This is a genomic window from Mesorhizobium atlanticum (genome assembly GCF_003289965.1).
GTDB lineage: Bacteria > Pseudomonadota > Alphaproteobacteria > Rhizobiales > Rhizobiaceae > Mesorhizobium > Mesorhizobium atlanticum.
Window position 1 is genome coordinate 169,842 of sequence record NZ_QMBQ01000011.1, and the last position, 20,283, is coordinate 190,124.

General features: G+C 63.4%; 18 protein-coding genes. 5 read left to right on the plus strand and 13 right to left on the minus strand.

Going from position 1 to position 20,283, the window contains the following annotated elements; all coding sequences use genetic code 11:
• Nucleotides 1–59 precede the first annotated feature (59 nt).
• Nucleotides 60–2,153, minus strand: a complete 2,094-nt coding sequence (locus DPM35_RS29375; RefSeq protein ID WP_112131010.1) for a ParB/RepB/Spo0J family partition protein — start codon at nt 2,151–2,153, stop codon at nt 60–62.
• A 166-nt stretch (nt 2,154–2,319) separates the two neighbouring features.
• Entirely contained in the window at nt 2,320–3,510 is a 1,191-nt protein-coding gene (locus DPM35_RS29380) for a DUF932 domain-containing protein (protein ID WP_112130928.1), read from the minus strand.
• Nucleotides 3,511–3,995: 485 nt separating this feature from the next.
• On the opposite strand from DPM35_RS29380, the gene DPM35_RS29385 reads away from it, so the two are divergent.
• Entirely contained in the window at nt 3,996–4,274 is a 279-nt protein-coding gene (locus DPM35_RS29385; RefSeq protein ID WP_112130930.1) for a helix-turn-helix transcriptional regulator, read from the plus strand.
• On the opposite strand, the gene DPM35_RS29390 is transcribed toward DPM35_RS29385, so the two are convergent.
• The 5 genes from DPM35_RS29390 to DPM35_RS29410 all read right to left on the minus strand — a co-directional run bounded on the left by DPM35_RS29390 (nt 4,246) and on the right by DPM35_RS29410 (nt 10,059).
• Nucleotides 4,246–5,502: a tyrosine-type recombinase/integrase gene (locus DPM35_RS29390; protein ID WP_112130932.1), complete on the minus strand. Its 1,257-nt coding sequence runs from the start codon at nt 5,500–5,502 to the stop codon at nt 4,246–4,248. The two genes, DPM35_RS29385 and DPM35_RS29390, sit on opposite strands and share 29 nt — an antisense overlap.
• A gap of 292 nt (nt 5,503–5,794) precedes the next feature.
• The gene (guaA, locus tag DPM35_RS29395) at nt 5,795–7,360 is read right to left on the minus strand and encodes a glutamine-hydrolyzing GMP synthase (protein WP_112130934.1); all 1,566 of its coding nucleotides are present in this window, start codon (nt 7,358–7,360) and stop codon (nt 5,795–5,797) included.
• A 70-nt stretch (nt 7,361–7,430) separates the two neighbouring features.
• Entirely contained in the window at nt 7,431–8,072 is a 642-nt protein-coding gene (locus tag DPM35_RS29400) for a 5'-methylthioadenosine/S-adenosylhomocysteine nucleosidase (protein ID WP_112130936.1), read from the minus strand.
• 144 nt (nt 8,073–8,216) lie between these two features.
• Nucleotides 8,217–8,675 carry a PaaI family thioesterase gene (locus DPM35_RS29405; RefSeq protein WP_112130938.1) on the minus strand — a complete coding sequence of 153 codons (459 nt, stop codon included), beginning with the start codon at nt 8,673–8,675 and terminating at the stop codon, nt 8,217–8,219.
• A 94-nt stretch (nt 8,676–8,769) separates the two neighbouring features.
• Nucleotides 8,770–10,059 (minus strand): RsmB/NOP family class I SAM-dependent RNA methyltransferase, encoded by a 1,290-nt coding sequence (locus DPM35_RS29410; protein ID WP_112130940.1) that lies wholly within the window; start codon nt 10,057–10,059, stop codon nt 8,770–8,772.
• A gap of 331 nt (nt 10,060–10,390) precedes the next feature.
• Between DPM35_RS29410 and DPM35_RS29415 the strand changes: the two genes are divergently transcribed.
• Nucleotides 10,391–11,068 (plus strand): MIP family channel protein, encoded by a 678-nt coding sequence (locus DPM35_RS29415; RefSeq protein WP_112130942.1) that lies wholly within the window; start codon nt 10,391–10,393, stop codon nt 11,066–11,068.
• A 69-nt stretch (nt 11,069–11,137) separates the two neighbouring features.
• On the opposite strand, the gene katG is transcribed toward DPM35_RS29415, so the two are convergent.
• Complete coding sequence (gene katG / locus DPM35_RS29420) at nt 11,138–13,345, minus strand: catalase/peroxidase HPI (protein ID WP_112130944.1); 2,208 nt, start codon at nt 13,343–13,345, stop codon at nt 11,138–11,140.
• A gap of 173 nt (nt 13,346–13,518) precedes the next feature.
• On the opposite strand from katG, the gene DPM35_RS29425 reads away from it, so the two are divergent.
• Nucleotides 13,519–14,427, plus strand: coding sequence for a hydrogen peroxide-inducible genes activator (locus DPM35_RS29425; protein WP_112130946.1), 909 nt, complete (start codon nt 13,519–13,521; stop codon nt 14,425–14,427).
• A gap of 8 nt (nt 14,428–14,435) precedes the next feature.
• Here DPM35_RS29425 and DPM35_RS29430 read toward each other — a convergent pair whose 3' ends face one another.
• Genes DPM35_RS29430 through DPM35_RS29445 form a run of 5 tightly spaced genes read right to left on the minus strand, consistent with a single transcriptional unit; the run spans nt 14,436 to nt 18,346 of the window.
• A complete protein-coding gene (locus tag DPM35_RS29430; RefSeq protein WP_112130948.1) occupies nt 14,436–15,242 on the minus strand; it encodes an amino acid ABC transporter ATP-binding protein in 807 nt (268 codons plus the stop codon).
• Nucleotides 15,239–16,180 carry an amino acid ABC transporter permease gene (locus tag DPM35_RS29435; RefSeq protein ID WP_112130950.1) on the minus strand — a complete coding sequence of 314 codons (942 nt, stop codon included), beginning with the start codon at nt 16,178–16,180 and terminating at the stop codon, nt 15,239–15,241. Before DPM35_RS29435 ends, DPM35_RS29430 begins: the two co-directional genes overlap by 4 nt.
• A 54-nt stretch (nt 16,181–16,234) precedes the next feature.
• On the minus strand, nt 16,235–16,393 hold the full coding sequence (locus DPM35_RS32655; RefSeq protein ID WP_181592213.1) for a hypothetical protein: 159 nt from the start codon (nt 16,391–16,393) through the stop codon (nt 16,235–16,237).
• Between the two features lie 42 nt (nt 16,394–16,435).
• Nucleotides 16,436–17,293 carry an ABC transporter substrate-binding protein gene (locus DPM35_RS29440; RefSeq protein ID WP_112130952.1) on the minus strand — a complete coding sequence of 286 codons (858 nt, stop codon included), beginning with the start codon at nt 17,291–17,293 and terminating at the stop codon, nt 16,436–16,438.
• A 39-nt stretch (nt 17,294–17,332) separates the two neighbouring features.
• On the minus strand, nt 17,333–18,346 hold the full coding sequence (locus DPM35_RS29445) for an isopenicillin N synthase family dioxygenase (protein WP_112130954.1): 1,014 nt from the start codon (nt 18,344–18,346) through the stop codon (nt 17,333–17,335).
• Between the two features lie 92 nt (nt 18,347–18,438).
• Between DPM35_RS29445 and DPM35_RS29450 the strand changes: the two genes are divergently transcribed.
• On the plus strand, nt 18,439–19,383 hold the full coding sequence (locus DPM35_RS29450; protein WP_112130956.1) for a nucleoside hydrolase: 945 nt from the start codon (nt 18,439–18,441) through the stop codon (nt 19,381–19,383).
• A 174-nt stretch (nt 19,384–19,557) separates the two neighbouring features.
• Nucleotides 19,558–20,232, plus strand: a complete 675-nt coding sequence (locus DPM35_RS29455; RefSeq protein WP_112130958.1) for a TetR/AcrR family transcriptional regulator — start codon at nt 19,558–19,560, stop codon at nt 20,230–20,232.
• The last annotated feature ends 51 nt before the right edge of the window (nt 20,233–20,283 follow it).

A 20,283-nucleotide genomic window follows, 5' to 3' on the forward strand; every position in this document is an offset into this window, starting at 1 on the left:
AAGTCTCCAAAGGAAAAGGCCCGCCGTTGCCGGCGGGCCAGGTAAAGACTCGGCAGATCTCATTCGGCCGCGATCGAGCCATGGGCTGTCTGGGCTTCGTCAGTTTCAGCGAAGGCGTCGGGTTTGCCCATGGCCGTTTCGCCGTCGTTCGACGCCGTCGCTTGGACAACCATTTCCGACGCTGGCGTCTCTTCGACCTGTGCCTCGCGCGCTGGTGTACGCAGCGGTTCGGGCAGCCAGCCGGTGTCGGCGATCAGCATCTCCGCCTCGCTCGCCATGTCACCTTTCTTGAGGTGCGCTATCCGGTCAGCAGCCGACTGACCTTTCGCTTCGGTAACCGCCTGGAGGATCCGGGCCTTGGTCACACGGCCGAGGAAGTTATCGACGGTCGGCCGCCAGCCGGTCACGGTCATATCAAGGTCCACAGCCTGGGCCAGTCGGTCGGCATGGGCAAGTGCACGCGGCCGCCGGTTCCACGCTTCATGCACAGCGTTGACCGAAAGGCTGACAATATGGGCGAACAGTGCGGTCCGGCGCTCTTGACCCCATTCGCGCAGAGCGTCCCACAGCTCAGTGGCTTCCTTTGGCAACACCTTGGCCCAGTCATCGTGTCGGATGCTGATCGCCCGAGCACACAGGCTATCGTTGAGCCCTGGAGCCTGGGCACCGAAGCCGACGCTTTTCAGGTCCAACTCCAGGCAACTGTCCGATCCATATTGGTAGAAAGTCTTCAGTGCGAGCACGTGCAGCGCAGCGAGAAAAGCGATTTCAGGCTGTTCGCCGAGCGCGTGGCGAAGGCCAAGCGTTCGATGCGCGGTCAGTTCCGTCATAAGCCGGTCAGAAATAGGCGACAGGCCTTCTTCCTCCTCCGGCTCGGCCATCGGTTGGGTATCCGACGAGATGCCGTCACCATCACCGTTCGCGCCAGCCCCGGAAAACTCCTCCCCCGCTTCGGCTGGCTCGTCATCGACCGGGAGTTCGTCCTCGGGACGCACATATCCGCGCTCGACACGCAGAGAGCCATCAGGTGCGATACTGACGAAGGTACCGGCGCGGGCGATTTCTGCTGGTTCGAAGGCAAGTGGCCGGGCTTCGAACCATTCGAGGGCAGTCTCCAATTCAGCGAGACGCTGATCGATCTCCTCCGGGAGATCCTCGACGCTGTCGTGTTCCTCGGACAGACGATCATGCTCGGCCTTGAGCGCTTCGTGTGCCGTCTGCTCGTCGGGAGTAAGCGGCGACGGCTCGCCGCGTAGCTGGCGGAGCCCAAAAGCATGGCCGTAAGCGAAGTCAGGAGCCACCTCGGTCCACTTCCAGCCTTCGAGGCGCACAGCTTCCGCCTCGCGTTCCAACTTTTCCGCGGCCAGCCGATCCACCAGCATGACGTCTTGCAGCCAGCCGCCGTCATCGCCCTGGAAAAGGTCGCGCATGATTGTCCCTCCGGCATCGATGTAGGCGTCGATGCCGATGAACTGGGCTCGCTTGTCTGACGCGCGCACCGCGCCCTCGGTCAGCATCCGCCGGATGGCATAAGGCTGCTTGTCGTAGGAAGTCTTCAGCCGCTCAAAGACCTGCTGCTGGCGTTTGTGGTCACCTGAGACCGTAAACGCCATGAGTTGATCGAGCGTAAGGCCGTCTTCAGCGTAGATGTCGAGCAGCGCCGGCGAGACCGAGGCCAGCTTCAAGCGTTGCTTCACGACACTGATGGAAACAAAGAAGGCGGCAGCAATTTCCTCCTCCGACTGGCCCTTCTCGCGCAGGGTGAGAAACGCGCGGAATTGATCGAGAGGATGCAACGGAGCGCGCTGGACATTCTCGGCCAGTGAATCCTCCTCCGCAATGCCCTCCTCGCGAACCACGCAGGGAACCGGCGCGGTCTTGGCGAGCCGCTTCTGCTTCACCAGAAGGTCTAGCGCCCGATAGCGACGGCCGCCGGCGGGAATCTCGAACATCCCGGTTTCGACGCCTGCTTCGTCCTTCACCGGGCGCACGCTGAGGCCTTGCAAAAGTCCACGGCGGGCAACGTCCTCGGCGAGTTCCTCGATCGAGACGCCAGCCTTTACACGCCGGACATTCGCCTGGCTGAGGACAAGCTTGTTGAAAGGAATGTCGCGCGAGGACGACAGTGTGATCTTCTTGGCACTGGTAGCCATCATGGTTACTCCGCGACGGGCGGCCGAAAGCCTCTCTCTCGACCTCCAACCCGTCACGAAGCGCAGCGCCGCCCTCTGACTCTGGGGACGGCGCCGCGGGACCATGACGAAGAAGAGCAAAAGCAATGAAACCGAGATAGGGTTCGTACTTCCCGGCGTCCGGAAGTCAGGCCGCCCGTTCGAGTAACTTCTTCGCCCGCGCTTCCAGATCGAGCCGGGCGTCCTGATGAACCTTGTCGCGCGCTACAGCGGTAATGCCCTGCACGAAATCAAAAACGCTTTCGGGCTTGCGGCCTTCTTCAGTCAGCACCCTCTCGATGATCTTCCCGGTCTCCGCCTTGGAGAAGCCGCGCTTGCGCAGGAACTCTGTGCGATCGTCGTCCGTGCGGGCAACGATCTGCGAACGCGCCGCAGTGATGCCGTTGACGAAGGGCGTGGGTGAGGAATTGGCGAAGCGCGTCAGCGCTGGCGCTGCCTCATGCGCGAAACGCGCGGCAGCGTATTTCGAATGGCGGATGGTGATCTCTTCGAAATCCTCAACGCCCCACAGATTGCGGTTCTGGCATACGGCACGCAGATAAAAGCTCGCGATCCCGAGCGTCTTGGCGCCAACCTCAGAGTTCCAGCAGTAGAAGCCGCGGAAGTAGAGATCGGGCGAGCCATCTGGCAGCCGACCAGCCTCGATCGGATTGAGATCGTCGACGAGGAACAGGAAGACGTCGCGGTCAGAGGCATAGAGCGTCGTGGTGTCCTTCGTGGTGTCGACGCGCGGATTGTAGATGCCGGTGGACCAATCAAGCACGCCCGGCACTTTCCACCTGGTGTCACCCGTACCGTTGCCGGCGATACGCTGCACGGCAGAAACGAGTTCGTGGTCGAAGATGCGGCCGTAGTCCGGGCCCGTCACCGCACGCAGTTCGACACGCCCATTCTCGATCTCGAGCGTCTTCACTTGCTCCGTGCGGTGGGATGTCAGGCCATATTGCAGATTAATGCCTGCGAGCGGTGCCGGGAGCTGGCGCAGATACGCTGCCGGAGCGCCAACCAAGCTCGCGAGTTGGCCGAAGCTCCAATGGGTCGGAGCTGTCGGAACATCGCACCCCGGCAAGACCAGAGCCAGGCGCTCAGCATCGTCGCGGCTCGCCTCGACCTGGATAGCCGAGCTGTCGACCGTCTTCGTGCGGCTGCGCTCGGTCCGGATCTGCACCGCCTCAAATAGCTCCGACAAAGACAGGTAGCGCTCATCGGCCGGCCGCGAGAACCATTCGGAGCAGACGCGGCCAATTCGTTCGCCGCGGCTCAGATCCACCCTATAGCCGCCGGAACGATCGCGGGTAGTGTCGAGAACTTGTGTCATGGGTCATCTCCATGACGGGCGCCAGGAGCCTCTCTCCCAGTCCTCAACCCGTCACGGAAAAACCCGCTCCTCCTCTGACTTTCGTCGGGAGAAAGGCCGCGCGCCTTTCTCCGACCAAAGCAAACAACGGCGCACAAGACGGAAGCACCGAAATGCCCGCAAGCGGGGCCAAGTCAGTTCGGTGCTGGAGAAAGTTCGTGGCCCTGAGACCGGTTCAACAGGGCGGCCGTAGGAGCATCAGCATAGCGCCGCCGTAGGCGGGATGCGGGACCGACAGCCCCCGGCGAAGGGCGCTATGTGAAACAGTGTTTCTGAGATTGATGCGACTATGCTTCGGTCCACACACCAAGCTGTGGGCTCAAGCGTTACTACCGACCGATATGTGCGAAATTGTAGCCTGGAATACCCTCGACTGCTTTCTGTCGTTCCATCCTCGCGAGCGTTCGGTTTCAATCTCCGGAGCGCCATAAGGAGAGAGCCGCGCGATGACTATTCAGACGCAGAATGCGACTACCCGAACAATTCGGCGCAAGGAACTGCGTGAGATGATACCTCTCGCCGACAGCACGATTTATGAACTGGAACAGCGCGGACAATTCCCGCGCCGTTTCGCATTGACCCCTCGTTGCGTCGTGTGGGACCTGGCTGAAGTCGAAGCGTGGTTGCGGGCTCGCCGGGCTGTACCTATCGAGCGCGCTAAAGCTCCCGATATAAGTTTGCGAAAGTGCTCTCGAGTCAAAGCGCTGGATCGGGCTCAAAGATAGTCATCGTAGGAGGAACGAGCACTACAGGCCGTTTTCGCCCTTCAACCCAGGCTTCTACGATGTCCGACCATTCTTGCATCATGTGACGGCGCTGGACCTCATATTCCGCCTTGTTGTAGACGCCGCGTGAAGACCGACCGTCTTCATGCGCGAGGCATTTCTCGATCCAGTCGCTGTTGAACCCGAGTTCGTTGAGAAGCGTGGATCCCGTCCTCCTTAGGTCGTGCACCGTAAACGGCTCAAGCGGCAGGCCTTCCATCTTCGCTTGTTCAGCAACCGAGTAAGTCACACGGTTGAAGGTTGCGCGCGACATGGGCGCATCGGCATCGTAGCGCGACGGCAACACGAACCGTGAGTTTCCCGAGCAGGTCTTAAGCGCAATGAAGATGTCGAGCGACTGGCGCGACAGATAGACATTGTGGGCCTTCGATCGCTTCATCCGTTCCTTGGGGATGGTCCAAACAGCATTTTCGAAGTCAACCTCATCCCAGGTTGCGTCCTGAAGTTCACTCTTCCGCACCATCGTGAATAGTATGAGGCGCAGGCCGAGGCGAATGGTCGGCAAGGTCGCGACCTTCTCCAGCATCTTGAGCATCACGCGAATTTCAGATGGGGAGAGCGATCGATCTCTCGGAACGAAGCTGGCGATCGAAGCCGGGCCGACGTCATCGGCCGGATTGGACACCTTCTCACCATGGAGAATGGCAAAGCGGTAGATCTGTTTGAGAATGTCGCGGACGTGGATGGCCGTTGCCGGCGCCCCGCGCTCGACAATCTTGGCACACTGGGCGCGAAGATCGTCCGGTGTAATTTCAGTCAGCAGCCGATTGCGCCAAACCGGCAGGAGTTCGCGATCGAAAATTGATCGCCGCATTGATCGAGTGCTGTCGGCCATTGGTGCTAAGGTCAGCCACTTCTCTCCGAACTGGCCAAAACTCTTGGCTTCCTTCAGCCGCCGTTTGTCCCGTTGCTTTTCGATGGCAGGAGACCGGCCTTCCCTGACCGCTCGACGCGCATCGAGGCATTTTTCGCGCGCCTGGAGGAGAGAGATTCCATCGCGACCGTATTTGCCGAGATAAACGGTTTCGCGACGGCCATTGAGCCTATAATCCAGCCGGAAGGAGATAGCGCCGCTCGGCATAACGCGGACATACATTCCGTCGCGGTCGGCTACCTTGTAGATTTTCTCTTTTGGTTTCAATGCCTTGAGAGCGGCGTCCGTCAGCATCCCGAGTGCCTTTCCAAAAGTACCGTCATCAGGTTTTGGAGAGCCGACGCCAGAAATTCTGTTTATTTTTCAGCCACTTGGTCTGAAAAAAGTACCGTCATAGGCCCTCTATGACGTGACGGTACTGGTAAAAGATCGTCGTGGCAATACGATGGAGGTCCGGCATCGGGTACGGCATCGCCAAACGACGCGCGCCGATAGCCGGCGAAAGCTGCCGGCTAAAAATATCTTTAATTTCAGATAGTTAGATCGAACCCTAGCGCAATTTCGGCGACATTCGGCTAGGCCTGAATTATTCCCACTCGATCGTACCCGGCGGCTTCGACGTCACGTCGTAAACCACGCGGTTGATGCCCTTCACCTCGTTGATGATGCGCGTGGCGGCGGCGCCGAGGAAGGCCATGTCGTAGTGGTAGAAGTCGGCCGTCATGCCGTCGACAGAGGTCACGGCACGAAGCGCGCAGACGAACTCGTAGGTGCGGCCGTCGCCCATCACGCCGACGGTCTGCACCGGAAGCAGCACGGCGAAGGCCTGCCAGATGGCGTCGTAGAGGCCGGCCTTGCGTATCTCGTCGAGATAGATGGCATCGGCCTCGCGCAGGATCTCCAGCTTCTCGCGCGTGATGCCGCCCGGGCAGCGAATGGCAAGCCCCGGGCCCGGGAAGGGATGGCGGCCGATGAAGCTCTCGGGCAGGCCGAGTTCCTTGCCCAGCGCCCTCACCTCGTCCTTGAAGAGTTCGCGCAGCGGCTCGACCAGCTTCATGTTCATGCGCTCGGGCAGGCCGCCGACATTGTGGTGCGACTTGATCGTCACCGACGGGCCGCCGGAGAAGGAAACGCTTTCGATGACGTCGGGATAGAGCGTGCCCTGCGCCAGGAAATCGGCGCCGCCGAGCTTCTTCGCCTCTTCCTCGAACACCTCGATGAACAGGCGGCCGATGGTCTTGCGCTTCTTCTCGGGATCGGCCTCGCCTTCCAGCGCCGAGATGAAGCGGTCGGAGGCGTCGACCAGGATTAGCGGCAGGTTGTAGTGCTGGCGGAACATCTCCACGACGCTCTCAGCCTCGTCCTTGCGCATCAGGCCGTGGTCGACGAGGATGCAGGTCAGCTGATCGCCGACAGCCTCGTGGATCAGCAGTGCGGCGACCGAGGAGTCCACGCCGCCCGACAGCGCGCAGATCACCTTGCCCTTGCCGACCTGCTTGCGGATCGTTTCGACGGCGTGCTCGCGATAGGCTCGCATCGTCCAGTCGCCCTCGATGCCGGCGATGTTATGGACGAAGTTTCTCAAGAGCCTCGCGCCGTCGGGCGTGTGCACCACTTCCGGGTGGAACATGATGCCGTACATCTTGCGCTCGATATCGCCGAAGATGGCGAAGGGGGAGCTTTCTGACTTGCCGAGCACCTTGAAGCCCGGCGGCAATTCGATGACGCGGTCGCCATGGCTCATCCAAACCTGATGGCGCTGGCCGGGCGCCCACAGGCCCTCGAACAGCGGGCTTTCCTTCTCGATCTCGACGAAGGCGCGACCGAATTCGCGGTGGTTGGAGCTTTCGGCGACGCCGCCCATCTGCACGCAAAGCGCCATCTGGCCGTAGCAGATGCCGAGCACCGGCACGCCGGCGTCGAAGACGATTTGGGGCGCGCGCGGGCTGCCGATGTCGGTGGTGGAGGCCGGACCGCCGGACAGGATCACCGCTTTCGGATTGATGCGCTTGAAGGCCGCTTCGGCCGATTGGAACGGCACGATCTCGGAAAAGACGCCGGCCTCGCGGATGCGGCGTGCGATGAGCTGCGTGAACTGGCTGCCGAAATCGACAATCAGAACGGTGTCGGGATGATTGGCTGTCGTCGTCATGGCGAGCCTTTAGAGAAAGAAACGAGTCGACGCAATGGGCTGCGCGCTGCGGCTTTCCGTCCTTTTGCGCCTATGCCAGTCGGATCGAGCCGGATTCGATCGCCTGTTCCAGCAAGCCCACGGCCGCGGCCAGCTTCTCATCGATGATGTGCAGGTATTCCGTCCAGTCGTTGACGTGCCTGAGATCGGCCGCGCCGTCGGAAATGCCGCGCAAGCCGATCAGCGGCACGCCGAAGAGCTGGCAAGCGCGCAAGCAGGCGAAGGTCTCCATGTCGACCATGTCGGCATGGATGGCGTCATAGGCGGCGCCGGTGATGATCGCGCCACCGGTGGACAGCGTAGCGGTCTTGATGCCCGGGATGACGAATGGCAGCGGCACCGTCACCGGCAGGTCGAGGAAGGGCGTCGCTCCTTTCTCGAAGCCGAGCGGCGAAGCGTCCATGTCGCGATAGCTGACCGACACGGCCTGGTAGATTTCGGCCTGCTCCAGTCTGCGGCTGCCGGCCGAGCCCAGCGAGACGATCAGGTCCGGAAGCGCTCCCTCGGCTTTCAACGCCGCGAGTTCCGCGCTCAGCCGCACAGCGGCCTCGACCGGACCGACGCCGGTCATCAGCGGCGTGAACAGGTTTTTCAGGTGCGGGCCGTATTCGGCCTCGGCCGCCATGACGAAGAGAACGGACTTGTCCGACAGGCGTGACACTTTGACGGTCATGACGGCTCCACCCCTGTTTGTACCACTACGAAAAGGAAAGCGGCAACGTGCCCCCGCCGCCTGCCGGCCCTTCGCTATGGCTCCAGGCGTTCGTCGCTCGAAAAGCCCATTTGGGGGCTTTTCGTCCGCTGCGCGGACCGCTCCTCACCCCTCGATCCCGTCGCGGCCGACCACTGTCATCATCGTGCCGGTCATGGTGGCGATCAGCTTGGCCTCGCCGTCGGCGGCGAAGGCGTAGGCCTGGCCGTCGGCGACGATGATGGTGCGGCCGGGCTTCGTCACGGAGCCGCGGAACAGGAAGCGCTCGCCCCTGCCCGGCGCCAGAAGGTTCACCTTGAATTCGATGGTCAGCACGCCGGAATTTTCCGGCATCAACGAAAAAGCCGCGTAGCCGCAGGCGGAATCCAAGGCGGTGGAGATGACGCCGGCATGCAGGAAACCGTGCTGCTGGGTGAGCGCGGCGGAATAAGGCATCTCGATCTCGATGATGCCGGGCGTCACCAGGGTCAATTCGGCGCCGATGGTGGCCATGGCTTTCTGCCGGGCAAAGGACGTCCTGACGCGTTCCTCGAAATCGGGAGCGGGTACGATCTTGGCTGCCATGGTCTCCGCCTCACGTTTTGCTGGCGAAGCTTATTGCAGAGGCAGGCAGCACAGGCAATCTCTTATGTTGCAGCGCAGCAAAGTCGCGCGACTCTCAGACCGCCCTGCGCAAGGCGTGGAAATAAAACCCGTCAGTGCCACTCAGCGCCGGCGACAGCGAGATGCCACCGTTGCCGGCAATGCGCGCGGCCCCTTCATGGCCGGGGAAGCGGCTATTCCAGAGCTGGCGATGATCGACCGGCGCAAAGCCTTCATGGCGTTCGCGGAACGCCGCGACCTGCTCGCCGTTTTCGGCGTCGAACACCGAGCAGGTGATGTAGACCAGCAAGCCGCCCGGCTTGACGAAGGCTTGCGCGGTGTCGAGGATCGCCTGCTGCTCTCCCTTTCGGGCATCGAGCTGCCGCTCGGTCAATCGCCATTTGGCGTCCGGGCGGCGACGCCAGGTGCCGCTGCCGGTGCAGGGCGCGTCGATCAGCACGAGGTCCATATGGTTGGTGAGCGGCGCAAGCTCCGCCGGCTTGCTGACGACCTGGATGTTGCGGTTGTGCGAACGGCGGATGCGCTCGAAGATCGGCGCCAGCCGCACCTTTTCCGCGTCATGAGCAAAGAGCTGGCCCCGATTGTCCATCTCGGCCGACAGCGCAAGCGTCTTGCCGCCGGCGCCGGCGCAGTAGTCGAGCACCTGCATGCCGGGCTCGGCGCCCGCGAGCGCCGCGGCAAGCTGCGAGCCCTCGTCCTGCACCTCGAACCAGCCTTTCTGGAAGGCGGGCTCGGCCTGCACGTTCGGGTGCCTGCCGTCGCCGTCGATCGGCGGGATGCGGATGCCGTTCGGCGCGATCGCCGCAGATGCCGCGCCGGTGCCCTGCAGCTCGGCCAGCACCTTGGCGCGATCGGCCTGGAGCGTGTTGACCCTGAGGTCCAGCGGTGGACGCTGAGCGAGCGCAGCGCCTTCCTCGATCCAGGCGTCGCCATAGGCTTGCTCGAGCAGCGGCGCGCACCAGTCCGGGACATCCGCCCGCACGGCCTCGGGCGCATCGGCAAGCCTGCGCTCGGCCGCGACCTTCAGCTCGGCGGCGTTGAGCAGCGGCGGTGCGAATTTGTCGCCGTCCAGCGCTTCGTTGAGCGACTGCGCCGTTTGCCCCCACTCCAGCAGCAATGCGCCGAAGCCGATGGCGCGCGGCGTGTCCTCGTCGAACAGCCAGCCGGCCGAGCGTCTGCGGCGCAGCGCGTCATAGACGATGTTGCCGATCGCCGCGCGATCGCCGCCGCCGGCAAAGCGATGCGACAGGCCCCAGTCGCGCAAGGCGTCCGCCACCGGCCGATGGCGCCGGCCAATGTCTTCAAGAACCTCTATGGCCGCCGCCAGCCTTCCGCCCAGTCGCATCCCGTTTTCCGCTTACACAACAAATTGGCTCCTGCCCGCTCTTAAAGCGTTTCAGGCCTGGATTGAAAGAGTTCTGTTCGGCTTGCCTGTGAAACCATGTTTTCATAACCGGGCAATTTCCGCGAACGGTTTTCCCTCGCGAGCCGTAAAGGCTGAAAACAAGAACAACTGGCCAGAATATGAATGGCCTCTAATGTCTTTGACTGACAGGCGCAAGCAAGGCAGCTGGATTAACCTCTCAGCTTTCCAAGTGTTTCCGGCGGGAATACTCTTTCGGCAGTGATTCGCGGCGCGGGAAACGCGGTTTGACGGGTCCTATGAGGAGAGGGCAATGAAGACTTATCTGGCAGAAGTTCTCGGCACGTTTTTGTTGGTGTTCATCGGCACGGCCTCCGTGGTCACGGGTGGTTTCGGCGGCGCGCTGCCGCTCGGACAGGAAGGCATCGGCCTGGCGTTCGGCATCGGCCTGATCGCCGCGGCCTATGCGATTGGCCCGATCTCGGGCGCGCATCTCAATCCGGCGGTGACGCTCGGCGTGTTCCTGGCGGGGCGGATGCCGGCCAAGGACGTCGTCCCCTACTGGATCGCGCAGATCGTCGGCGCCATCATCGCCTCGCTGGCGCTGTGGATCATCGTCTCCGGCCAGGCCGGCGGCCATACCGGGGGCTTCGGCGCCAATGGCTGGGATGAGGCGAAATGGGGTGTGAGCTCCGCCTTCCTGTGGGAGCTCGTCGGCACCTTCACCTTCGTCACAGTGATCCTCGGCGTCACCAATGCCAAACACACAACCGCCTTCGCCGGCCTGGTCATCGGCCTGACACTGGCAAGCATCCACTTCGCCATGATCCCGGTGACCGGCACCTCGGTCAATCCGGCGCGCTCGATCGGCCCGGCGCTGTTTTCGGGGGGCGCCGCGCTCGGCCAGCTCTGGCTGTTCATCGTCGCGCCGCTGATCGGCGGAGCGATCGCCGGCGTCGTCGCCAAGGCCGGCATTTTCGAAAAAGACTGATCGCAGTTCCAAGCAAAAGTAAAAAGGCGCGGGCATGACCCGCGCCTTTTTTGCTTGGGAGGTAGTATCTTACTTCGCGATGTCGAAGCGGTCGGCGTTCATCACCTTCGTCCAGGCCTTGACGAAGTCCTTGACGAACTTCGCCTTGGCATCGCTTGAACCATAGACCTCGGAGAGCGCGCGCAGCTGCGCGTGCGAGCCGAAGATCAGGTCGGCGCGGGTGCCCGTCCACTTCACCTCTCTGGTCTTGCGGTCATGCGCTTCGTAGACCTCGTCGGAACCCGGCTCGGAGCCGGCGGCCGGCTCCCAGGCCGTCGCCATCGAGAGCAGGTTGACGAAGAAGTCGTTGGTGAGCTGGCCCGGCCTGTCGGTGAAGACGCCGTGCTTGGAGCCGCCGGCATTGGCGCCGAGCACGCGCAGGCCGCCGACCAGCACGGTCAGTTCCGGCGCCGTCAGCGTCAGCAACTGGGCGCGGTCGACCAGCATCGCCTCCACCGACATCGGCAGCTTGCCGCGAGCATAGTTGCGGAAGCCGTCGACTTTCGGTTCCAGGGCAGCAAAGGAGGCGACATCCGTCTGCTCCTGCGAGGCATCCATGCGGCCCGGCGTGAAGGGCACCTTCACCTCGGTGCCGCCGTCCTTCGCCGCCTTTTCGACCGCAGCGACACCGCCCAGCACGATGAGGTCGGCAAGCGAGACCTTCTTGTCGCCGGTCTGGGCCGCGTTGAACTCCTTCTGGATGGCTTCCAGCTTTGCCAGCACCTTGGCGAGTTGGGCCGGCTGGTTGACCTCCCAGTCCTTCTGCGGCGCCAGACGAATGCGGCCGCCATTGGCGCCGCCGCGCTTGTCGGAGCCGCGGAAGGTCGACGCCGAGGCCCAGGCGGTCGAGACCAGCTCGGAAACCGAGAGGCCGGAGGCCAGGATCTTGGCCTTGAGGGCGGCAATGTCGGCCTCGCTCACCAGCTCATGGTCGATAGCCGGAATCGGATCCTGCCAGATCAGCTCTTCCTTCGGCACGAGCGGGCCGAGATAGCGCACGACCGGACCCATGTCGCGGTGGGTGAGCTTGAACCAGGCGCGGGCGAAGGCATCGGCGAACTGTTCCGGGTGCTCATGGAAGCGGCGCGAGATCTTCTCATAGGCCGGATCGAAGCGCAGCGCGAGGTCGGTGGTGAGCATGGCCGGCGCGTGGCGCTTGGAGGGATTATGCGCGTCCGGAACCGTGCCGGCGCCGGCGCCGCCCTTCGGCGTCCATTGATGGGCGCCGGCCGGGCTCTTCGTCAGCTCCCATTCGTAGTTGAAGAGGTTGTCGAAGAAATTGTTGCTCCATTTGGTCGGCGTCGTCGTCCAGGTGACCTCGAGACCGGAGGTGATGGCGTCGCCGGCGATGCCGGAGGCGTATTTGCTGGACCAGCCGAGGCCCTGGGCCTCGATGCCGGCGCCTTCCGGCTCGGCGCCCACCAGCGAGGCATCGCCCGCGCCATGCGTCTTGCCGAAGGTGTGGCCGCCGGCGATCAGCGCTACCGTCTCCTCGTCGTTCATCGCCATGCGGCCGAAGGTCTCTCGGATGTCGCGCGCCGCGGCGATCGGGTCCGGCTTGCCGTTCGGGCCTTCCGGGTTGACGTAGATCAGGCCCATCTGCACGGCGCCGAGATGGCCGCGAAGCTCACGGTCGCCCGAATAGCGCTCATCGCCGAGCCATTTGGTTTCAGAGCCCCAGTCGACGTCCTGCTCCGGCTCCCACACATCGGCGCGGCCGCCGGCGAAGCCGAAGGTCTTGAAGCCCATCGATTCCAGCGCGACGTTGCCGGTGAGGATCAGAAGGTCGGCCCAGGAGATCTTGCGGCCGTATTTCTGCTTGACCGGCCACAGCAGCCGGCGCGCCTTGTCGAGATTGGCGTTGTCCGGCCAGCTGTTCAGCGGCGCGAAGCGCTGCTGACCGGCACCGGCGCCGCCGCGGCCGTCGCCGATGCGATAGGTGCCGGCGCTGTGCCAGGCCATGCGGATGAAGAGCGGCCCGTAGTGGCCGAAGTCGGCCGGCCACCAGTCCTGCGAATCCGTCATGACCTTATGCAGGTCTGCGACAACCGCGTCGAGGTCGAGGCTCGCGAACTCCTTGGCGTAGTCGAAGTCTCCGTCCATCGGGTCCGACAGGTTCGACTGCTGGTGAAGAACGGAAAGGTCGAGCTGGTTCGGCCACCAGTCGCGGTTGGTCCGTGCGGATCCATGCGCCACCGGGCATTTGCCAGCGCTGTTGTCGTCGGTTTTCGCGTCCATCTTGGTCTCCCGATTCTGCAGAGGTTTTGCCGTGGTTGAATTTTGCCAAGGTTGATTTTCCCGGAATTTCCGGGGGCAGCCGCTGGCCGCGCCAACCTGGAATGATTCCAGACTAGGCCGACCAGCCGATAAAGACAAATTGCCTTTCCTGTTTCATTTGATAGGATTTTCTTATGATTGGCCTCACTGTCCGGCAGATGCAATATTTCGACGCGCTGGCGCAGACGCTGCATTTCGGCCGCGCGGCGAAGCTTGCCGGCGTCAGCCAGCCGGCGCTTTCCGCGCAGATCGCCGAAATGGAAGAGCGGCTGAACTGCCTGTTGTTCGAGCGCGGCGGCAAGACGGTGCGCATGACCGACGAGGCGCTTGCCCTGCAGCCGCGTATCGAGCGCATTCTGGCCGACATACGTGACGTCGAGACGACCGCCCGGCGCGGCCGCCCGAGCATGGAAGGACGTTTCCGGCTGGGCATCATCCCGACCGTCGCGCCCTACCTGCTGCCGCATGTGCTGCCGGAGCTGAAAAAGCACTACCCTTCCCTCCAGCTCGAGCTGCGCGAGGCGGTGACCGCATCGCTGGTCGAGGACGCGGCATCCGGCCGGCTCGACGCCTTCATCGCGGCCCTGCCGCTCGATCAGCCGGCGATCGTCACCGAGGGGCTTTTTCCCGACCGCTTCTTCCTCGCCGTTCCCGCCGACGACCCAGCCTTCGCCTCGCCGCCGGTGCCGCCCGAAAGCCCGGCGCTGGAGCGCCTGATGCTCCTGGAGGAAGGCCACTGCCTGCGCGAGCAGGCTTTGGCCGTCTGCGGCAATGTGCGGCCGGTGGCTATGGCAAGCTATGGCGCGACCAGCCTCACCACGCTCCTGCAGATGGTGGCGCATGGGCTGGGCGTCACCTTGGTGCCGGAAATGGCGGCAAGTGCCGCCGGCGTGATGCCGGATCTGCGGATCGTGCCGTTCCAGGAGCCGATGCCGCAACGCATGATCTGCATGGCCTGGCGGAAGAACAAGGTGCGCCAGGACGAGTGCGTGGAGCTGGCGCGGATCATACGCGGGCTGGATCGGGCGGTGCTGGCGGCGTGAAGCCGAAATCAAAGAACCCGCGATAGAAATTCGCGGGTACGCGGCGATTGCGCGTCGGCGATCATCTCGCGCGGCGCGCCGCGCTCGACGATCACGCCGCCATCCATGAAGACGAGCTGGTCGCCGATCTCGCGGGCAAAGCCGATCTCGTGGGTGACGACGACCATCGTCATGCCGCTCTCGGCGAGATCGCGCATGACCTGCAGAACTTCGCCGACAAGCTCGGGGTCGAGCGCGGAAGTCGGCTCGTCGAAGAGCAGCACTTTCGGCTTCATCGCCATGGCGCGGGCGATCGCCACGCGCTGCTGCTGGCCGCCGGAGAGTTCTCGCGGATAGCGGTCGATCTTGTCGAGCAGGCCGACCCGCTTCAGCAGGATTTCCGCCTCGGCCTTGGCCTGGTCGGGCGCGATGCGGCGCACCTGTGTCGGCGCCTCGATGAGGTTCTCCATCACAGTCATGTGCGAGAACAGGTTGAAGGACTGGAACAGCATGCCGATTTCGGCGCGCCGCCGGCAAAGCAGGTCGTCCTTGACCTCATAGAGCTTGTCGTCCCTGAGATCGTAGCCGACGAACTGGCCGTCGACGAGCAGAAGGCCGCCGCTGATCTTCTCCAGGTGGTTGATGCAACGCAGGAAGGTGCTCTTGCCCGAACCCGACGGACCGATGATGCAGGCGACGGAACCTGCCGGCACATCGAGATCGATGCCCTTGAGCACTTCCAGCGGCCCATAGGATTTGCGCACGCCGCGCGCGAACACCATGGAATCGGCGGGCACGCCGAAGCGGGCGCGGTTTTCGGATTTGACGTCGCTCATCGGGCGACACCCGCCAGGCCCAAGGCATTGCGCAGCGTGCGCATGGTGAGCGGGCTCCGGCTTGTGTCGCTGCGGCCGAAATGACGCTCGAGGAAATGCTGGCCGATCGACATGATGCTGACCACCGCAAGATACCAGAATGCCACGACGATCAGGAGTGGGATCGTCTCGAAGGTGCGCGCATAGATGCTCTGGGCCGAATAGAACAGGTCGTCGACCGCGATGAAGGTCACCAGCGACGTCATCTTGAGCAGATTGATGGCCTCGTTGCCGGTCGGCGGCAGCACGAACCGCATGGCCTGCGGCAGCGTGATGCGCTTCAGGATCATGCGGTAGGGCATGCCGAGCGCGCTCGCCGCTTCGGCCTGGCCCGAAGGCACCGACTTGATGCCGGCGCGAATGATCTCGGCCATGTAGCCCGCCTCGCACAGCGACAGCGCGACGACGGCCGAGAAGAAAGGCGTCATGAAATCGTTGGTGCGGGCCGAGAAGATCGTGCCCAGGAACGGCAGGGTCAGCGAGACCTCGCGCACCAGAAGCGACAGGTTGAACCAGAAGATGAGCTGGATCAGCGCCGGCACACCGCGGAAGAACCAGACATAGACGCCGGAGAAGCCGCGCAGCACCGGGCTCGGCGACACGCGCATGATGGCGATCACGGTGCCGATAACGATCGCCAGCGCCATGATCACCACGGTGAGGATCAGCGTGTTGGCGAGGCCGCGTATGATGGAGGGATGGAAGAGATAGCCGGCAGCCGTGCCCCAGGCGAAGGCCGGATTGCTGGCGAAAGCCCGGATGATGAGGAAGGCCAGCAGCAAGGCGAGCGCCGTGCCGACCCAGATGCCATAGCGGCGCTGCGGCACGACGGTGAGCCGGGCCACCGCGGCGGCGGCGCCCTGCTCGATGCTCATCTCGGTCGGGTGGGCCGCGCCCATCGCTCAACTCCTGATCCTGTCGGGCATCCGGCCGGCCGGATGCCGATGTCCCGTTCAAACGCCGGCGCGCCCTGCCGGGCGCGCAAACACGTCGTGCTGATTTTGCGCATGATCCTTCGCGAAAATCGATTCCGATTTCGGATCGATTGCCCTAAAGCGCGTCGCGATCTTTCGGATACGCTCCATGCGCTTTAGGTTTTTGATCTTACGCATGTCTTTATCCCGAAACCGGTTCCCACTTTCGGGAGACATGCCTTAGTCCGCGCGCAGCGTATCCATGCTGTTGACGAAATAGGGTTCCTTGATCGCGTAGGCGCCCATGCCGTATTTCTCGAGAATGGTCTTGTAAGTGCCGTTCTTGAACAGCTCGGAAAGCGCGGCGACCATCATGTCGGCGGTGCCCTTGTCGTCCTTGGCGATTGCCATGCCGAGCGGGGCGACCTCATAGAGCTTCGGCAACACGACGAGCTGGCCCTTGCTGGTCACCTCGAAGTAGCTCGACGCCGTCGCGTCGTCCATACGGGCGTCGATGCGGTCGGAGAGCGTCGCCTGGGTGCTGTCGGCGGTCGAGTTGAACAGCGACTTCTGGATCGCCGCCTGCCCCTTATCGGTGCAATCCTTGCTCAGCTTGTCGATCAGGAAGTCCGAAGCGCTGCCGCCGGTGGCGCCGATGCGCTTGCCGCACAGGCCATTGTCGGCGGACAGGCTGTCCTTCTTGTCTGGCGTCGTCGAAACGGCGATGCCAGCCTTGAGGAACATGATGAAGTCGACCTGCTTCAGGCGCTCGGGCGTAGCCGAGAAGGTCTCCCAGGCGATCTTGAAGCGGCCGGCAGCGAGGCCGGGGATCATCGATGGGAACGGGATGCGCTGGACGTCCAGCTTGGCGTCAAGGGCTTTCGCCACCTCGCCGGCGAGGTCGATGATGATGCCGGTCTGCTTGCCGTCGGCGTCGAGATATTCGAAGGGTGCGAAGTCGACCGTGTTGGCGACGGTGAGCGCGCCCGACTGCTTGACCTCGGCCGACTTCGGCAGGTCAACGGCGCAGGCAAGGCTGCTCCACACGGTTGCCATCGATGCCAGCGCCAGGCCGGCCATGCGCGTAAATGCTGTCATTTCAGTTCCCCTTTTTTTGAATGTTCATCCACAGGGCCTTCAGGCACCAGCGGCCTCGGCGGCCTTCTTCTTGCGGTAGTGATAGTTCTTGTCGATGCGCTCCATCAGATAGTCGCCATAGAGCACCGGCTCGTATTTCGGGCTGGCGCCGGCCGGCACGCAGACCGGAAGGGCCGCGATCGTCTCGTCCATGGACGGGTCGAAGAAGAAGGGCTGCGAGTAGCGCTCGCGCCCGGACCGGTTGATGACGCGGTGCGGCGTCGAGACGAACTGGTCGTTCGACCAGCGCGCCAGTATGTCGCCGACATTCATCACGAAGGAGTTCGGAATCGGCGGCGCCGGAACCCATTCGCCGGCCTTGTTCTTGACCTCGAGGCCGCCGACGTCGTCCTGCGCGAGCAAGGTGATAAAGCCGTAGTCGGTATGTGGCGCCGAGCCGAACAGCCCTTCCTCCTGCGGCTGCGTCGGATAGTGCAGCAGCCTGAGGAAGGTCGTCGGCTGCTCGAAATAGCGGTCGAGGCTGTCGGCGGGCAGGCCGAGCGACAGCGCGATCGCGCCGACCATCTTGCGGGCGAGCGTGCCCATCTCGTCGACATAGCGCTCGATCGTTGCGCGGAAGCCCTCCAGCGCCGTCTCGTCCGGCCACTGGTTCGGACCCTGCAGCGGCTTTTCGGCAAGCGCGCGCGGATCGCCTTCATCGACCTCATGCATGAAGAAGATCGACTCGCTCTGGTTCGGCTTGCTGACGGTCGCGACCGACGAGGTGACGATGGTCGAGCCGGCGAAGGGCAGGTAGCCGCGGAAATTCTTGTCGATCTTCAGTTTCAGCTTCTCTTCCTCGGGAAGAGCGAAAAAGCGCTTGCTCGCGTCGCGCACCGCCTCGACGTCGGCACGAGGGATCGGATGGCCGACGACATAGAGGAAGCCGATCGTCTCGAGATAGCGCCGCAGCGTCGCCGCGGTCGCCCGGATCGCATCCTGGTCGGAGCCGTAGAGAGCCGACACGTCGAGGATCGGAATTTCGGAAAAGTCGCCGCGCTCTCGTTCGCCCATTTTCGATCACCCTGTCTTGAACATAAGATACAGTACTGTATTTCTACACATCCCGACGGGCTCATCAATAGGCATTCGAAGGCAGGCACGACATGGCACCGCGCAAGATCATCATCGACACCGATCCCGGACAGGATGACGCCTTCGCGATCCTGTTCGCGCTGGGCTCCCCGGCGGATCTCGAGGTGGTGGGAATCACCACGGTTGGCGGCAACGTGCCGCTTCCGCTGACGTCGAAGAACGCGCTCAAGGTGGTCGAACTCGCCGGGCGGCCCGACGTGCCGGTCTATGCCGGCTGTCCTGGACCGATGGTGAAGAAGCTGATGACGGCCGAATATGTGCACGGCAAGACCGGCCTCGACGGTGCCGATCTCCCGGAGCCGGTGACGCCGCTGCAGAGCGAGCACGGCGTCAACTATCTCGTGCGGGCGATCATGGATGCGCCGGAGGGGGAGCTCACCGTCTGCACGCTTGGGCCGATGACCAATCTGGCGATGGCGATGACCATGGAGCCCAGAATCATCCCGCGCCTGCGCGAAGTGGTGCTGATGGGCGGTGGCTTCTTCGAGGGCGGCAACGCCACGCCTGCCGCCGAGTTCAACATCTTCGTCGACCCGCATGCGGCGCACAAGGTTTTCGACAGCGGCGTGCCGCTGACCATGGCGGGCATCGATTGCACCTATACCGCGATAATGACGCTGGAATGGCTGGATCGCCTGCGCGCCACCGGCAGCAGGGCGGCGATCGAGGCGGCCAATCTCGCCGACTTCTATCGCCAGTATGGCAGCCACAAATTCGGCACGCCGGGACGCCCGATCCACGACGCCTGCGTCACCGGCTATCTTCTGGCGCCGGAGATCTACGAGAAGCGCCAGTGCGCGGTGACGGTCGACATCGTCTCGCCCGAGACGATCGGCATGACCGTCGTCGACTGGTGGCATGTCACCGGGCGACGCAAGAATTGCAACGTGCTGCGCCGCATCGAGCCGGCGCCGTTCTTCGACCTGATGCTGCAACGGATCAGCGCGCTGCCCTGATGCATACCGCCCAAAAAGTGCATAGCGCTTTGGGCGAACGACCCGCATCAAGCACAGGCGACTGCGTGTTCCACGGTGGACGGCGAGTGTTGCGGGTTGCGAAACGGGCAAACATCGGGTTGATCAGGAAGGCTCGGCAAATTACCGCCGGTCGCGATAGAGGTCTCGAAGCATTTGAAAGCGGATGCCGCCTCGGCAAAGACGAAACGCTCGTCCAGGGCGCGGGCCGGATCGACAACGGCCCGGCAGACGCTGAGCCGTGAGGCGTGGATCGCGGCGGCCCGCAAGGTGCTGGAAAAGCGCGGCATCGCCGAGGTCAAGATCGACCGGCTCTCCAAGCAATTGAAGGTGACGCGGGGCAGCTTCTATTTTCACTTCACCAGCCTCGCCGATCTGCGGGACGGCCTGCTGCAGGAATGGCGCGACATCAACTGCGCGCCGTTCTGGGCCATGCGCGAGATGCATGACATCGACGGCCTGCAGTTCTTCACCGACATCGTGCATGTGTGGGTCGACGAGGCGCCCTTCAGTCCGCTGCTCGATCTTGCCGTTCGCGACTGGTCGCGGACATCGAGGAAGCTGGCGCAGGAGGTGAAGGACATGGACGATCTGCGCATCGGGCTGCTTGTCCGCTCCTTCCGCGCCATGGGCTATTCACCGGATGAAAGCCTGGTCAGGGCGCGCATCACCTATTTCCACCAGATCGGCCAGTACGCGCTGTCGTTCAAGGAGGATCCAGCCGTGCGCCGCAGCTACCAGCCGCTGTTCGGCGAAGTGCTGCTCGGCCCGCTCGTCCAGGAACCAGGCTCGGCGCCGAGGCCGACGGAGATGAAGGCGGGGTCGCGGTAGGGTTGGTCATGGACGGGTTCGCCTGGCGTCCGGCTTATTCCCGCGCCACCC

Excerpts from the sequence above, each read along its gene's own strand:
- DPM35_RS29410 (WP_112130940.1), bottom strand. The coding sequence starts at position 10,059 with ATGCGACTGGGCGGAAGGCTGGCGGCGGCCATAGAGGTTCTTGAAGAC.
- DPM35_RS32655 (WP_181592213.1), bottom strand. The coding sequence starts at position 16,393 with ATGCGTAAGATCAAAAACCTAAAGCGCATGGAGCGTATCCGAAAGATC.
- guaA (WP_112130934.1), bottom strand. The coding sequence starts at position 7,360 with ATGACGACGACAGCCAATCATCCCGACACCGTTCTGATTGTCGATTTC.
- DPM35_RS29445 (WP_112130954.1), bottom strand. The coding sequence starts at position 18,346 with ATGGGCGAACGAGAGCGCGGCGACTTTTCCGAAATTCCGATCCTCGAC.
- DPM35_RS29435 (WP_112130950.1), bottom strand. The coding sequence starts at position 16,180 with ATGGGCGCGGCCCACCCGACCGAGATGAGCATCGAGCAGGGCGCCGCC.
- DPM35_RS29440 (WP_112130952.1), bottom strand. The coding sequence starts at position 17,293 with ATGACAGCATTTACGCGCATGGCCGGCCTGGCGCTGGCATCGATGGCA.
- katG (WP_112130944.1), bottom strand. The coding sequence starts at position 13,345 with ATGGACGCGAAAACCGACGACAACAGCGCTGGCAAATGCCCGGTGGCG.
- DPM35_RS29385 (WP_112130930.1), top strand. The coding sequence starts at position 3,996 with ATGACTATTCAGACGCAGAATGCGACTACCCGAACAATTCGGCGCAAG.
- DPM35_RS29450 (WP_112130956.1), top strand. The coding sequence starts at position 18,439 with ATGGCACCGCGCAAGATCATCATCGACACCGATCCCGGACAGGATGAC.
- DPM35_RS29425 (WP_112130946.1), top strand. The coding sequence starts at position 13,519 with ATGATTGGCCTCACTGTCCGGCAGATGCAATATTTCGACGCGCTGGCG.
- DPM35_RS29375 (WP_112131010.1), bottom strand. The coding sequence starts at position 2,153 with ATGGCTACCAGTGCCAAGAAGATCACACTGTCGTCCTCGCGCGACATT.
- DPM35_RS29400 (WP_112130936.1), bottom strand. The coding sequence starts at position 8,072 with ATGACCGTCAAAGTGTCACGCCTGTCGGACAAGTCCGTTCTCTTCGTC.
- DPM35_RS29405 (WP_112130938.1), bottom strand. The coding sequence starts at position 8,675 with ATGGCAGCCAAGATCGTACCCGCTCCCGATTTCGAGGAACGCGTCAGG.
- DPM35_RS29430 (WP_112130948.1), bottom strand. The coding sequence starts at position 15,242 with ATGAGCGACGTCAAATCCGAAAACCGCGCCCGCTTCGGCGTGCCCGCC.
- DPM35_RS29380 (WP_112130928.1), bottom strand. The coding sequence starts at position 3,510 with ATGACACAAGTTCTCGACACTACCCGCGATCGTTCCGGCGGCTATAGG.
- DPM35_RS29415 (WP_112130942.1), top strand. The coding sequence starts at position 10,391 with ATGAAGACTTATCTGGCAGAAGTTCTCGGCACGTTTTTGTTGGTGTTC.
- DPM35_RS29390 (WP_112130932.1), bottom strand. The coding sequence starts at position 5,502 with ATGCTGACGGACGCCGCTCTCAAGGCATTGAAACCAAAAGAGAAAATC.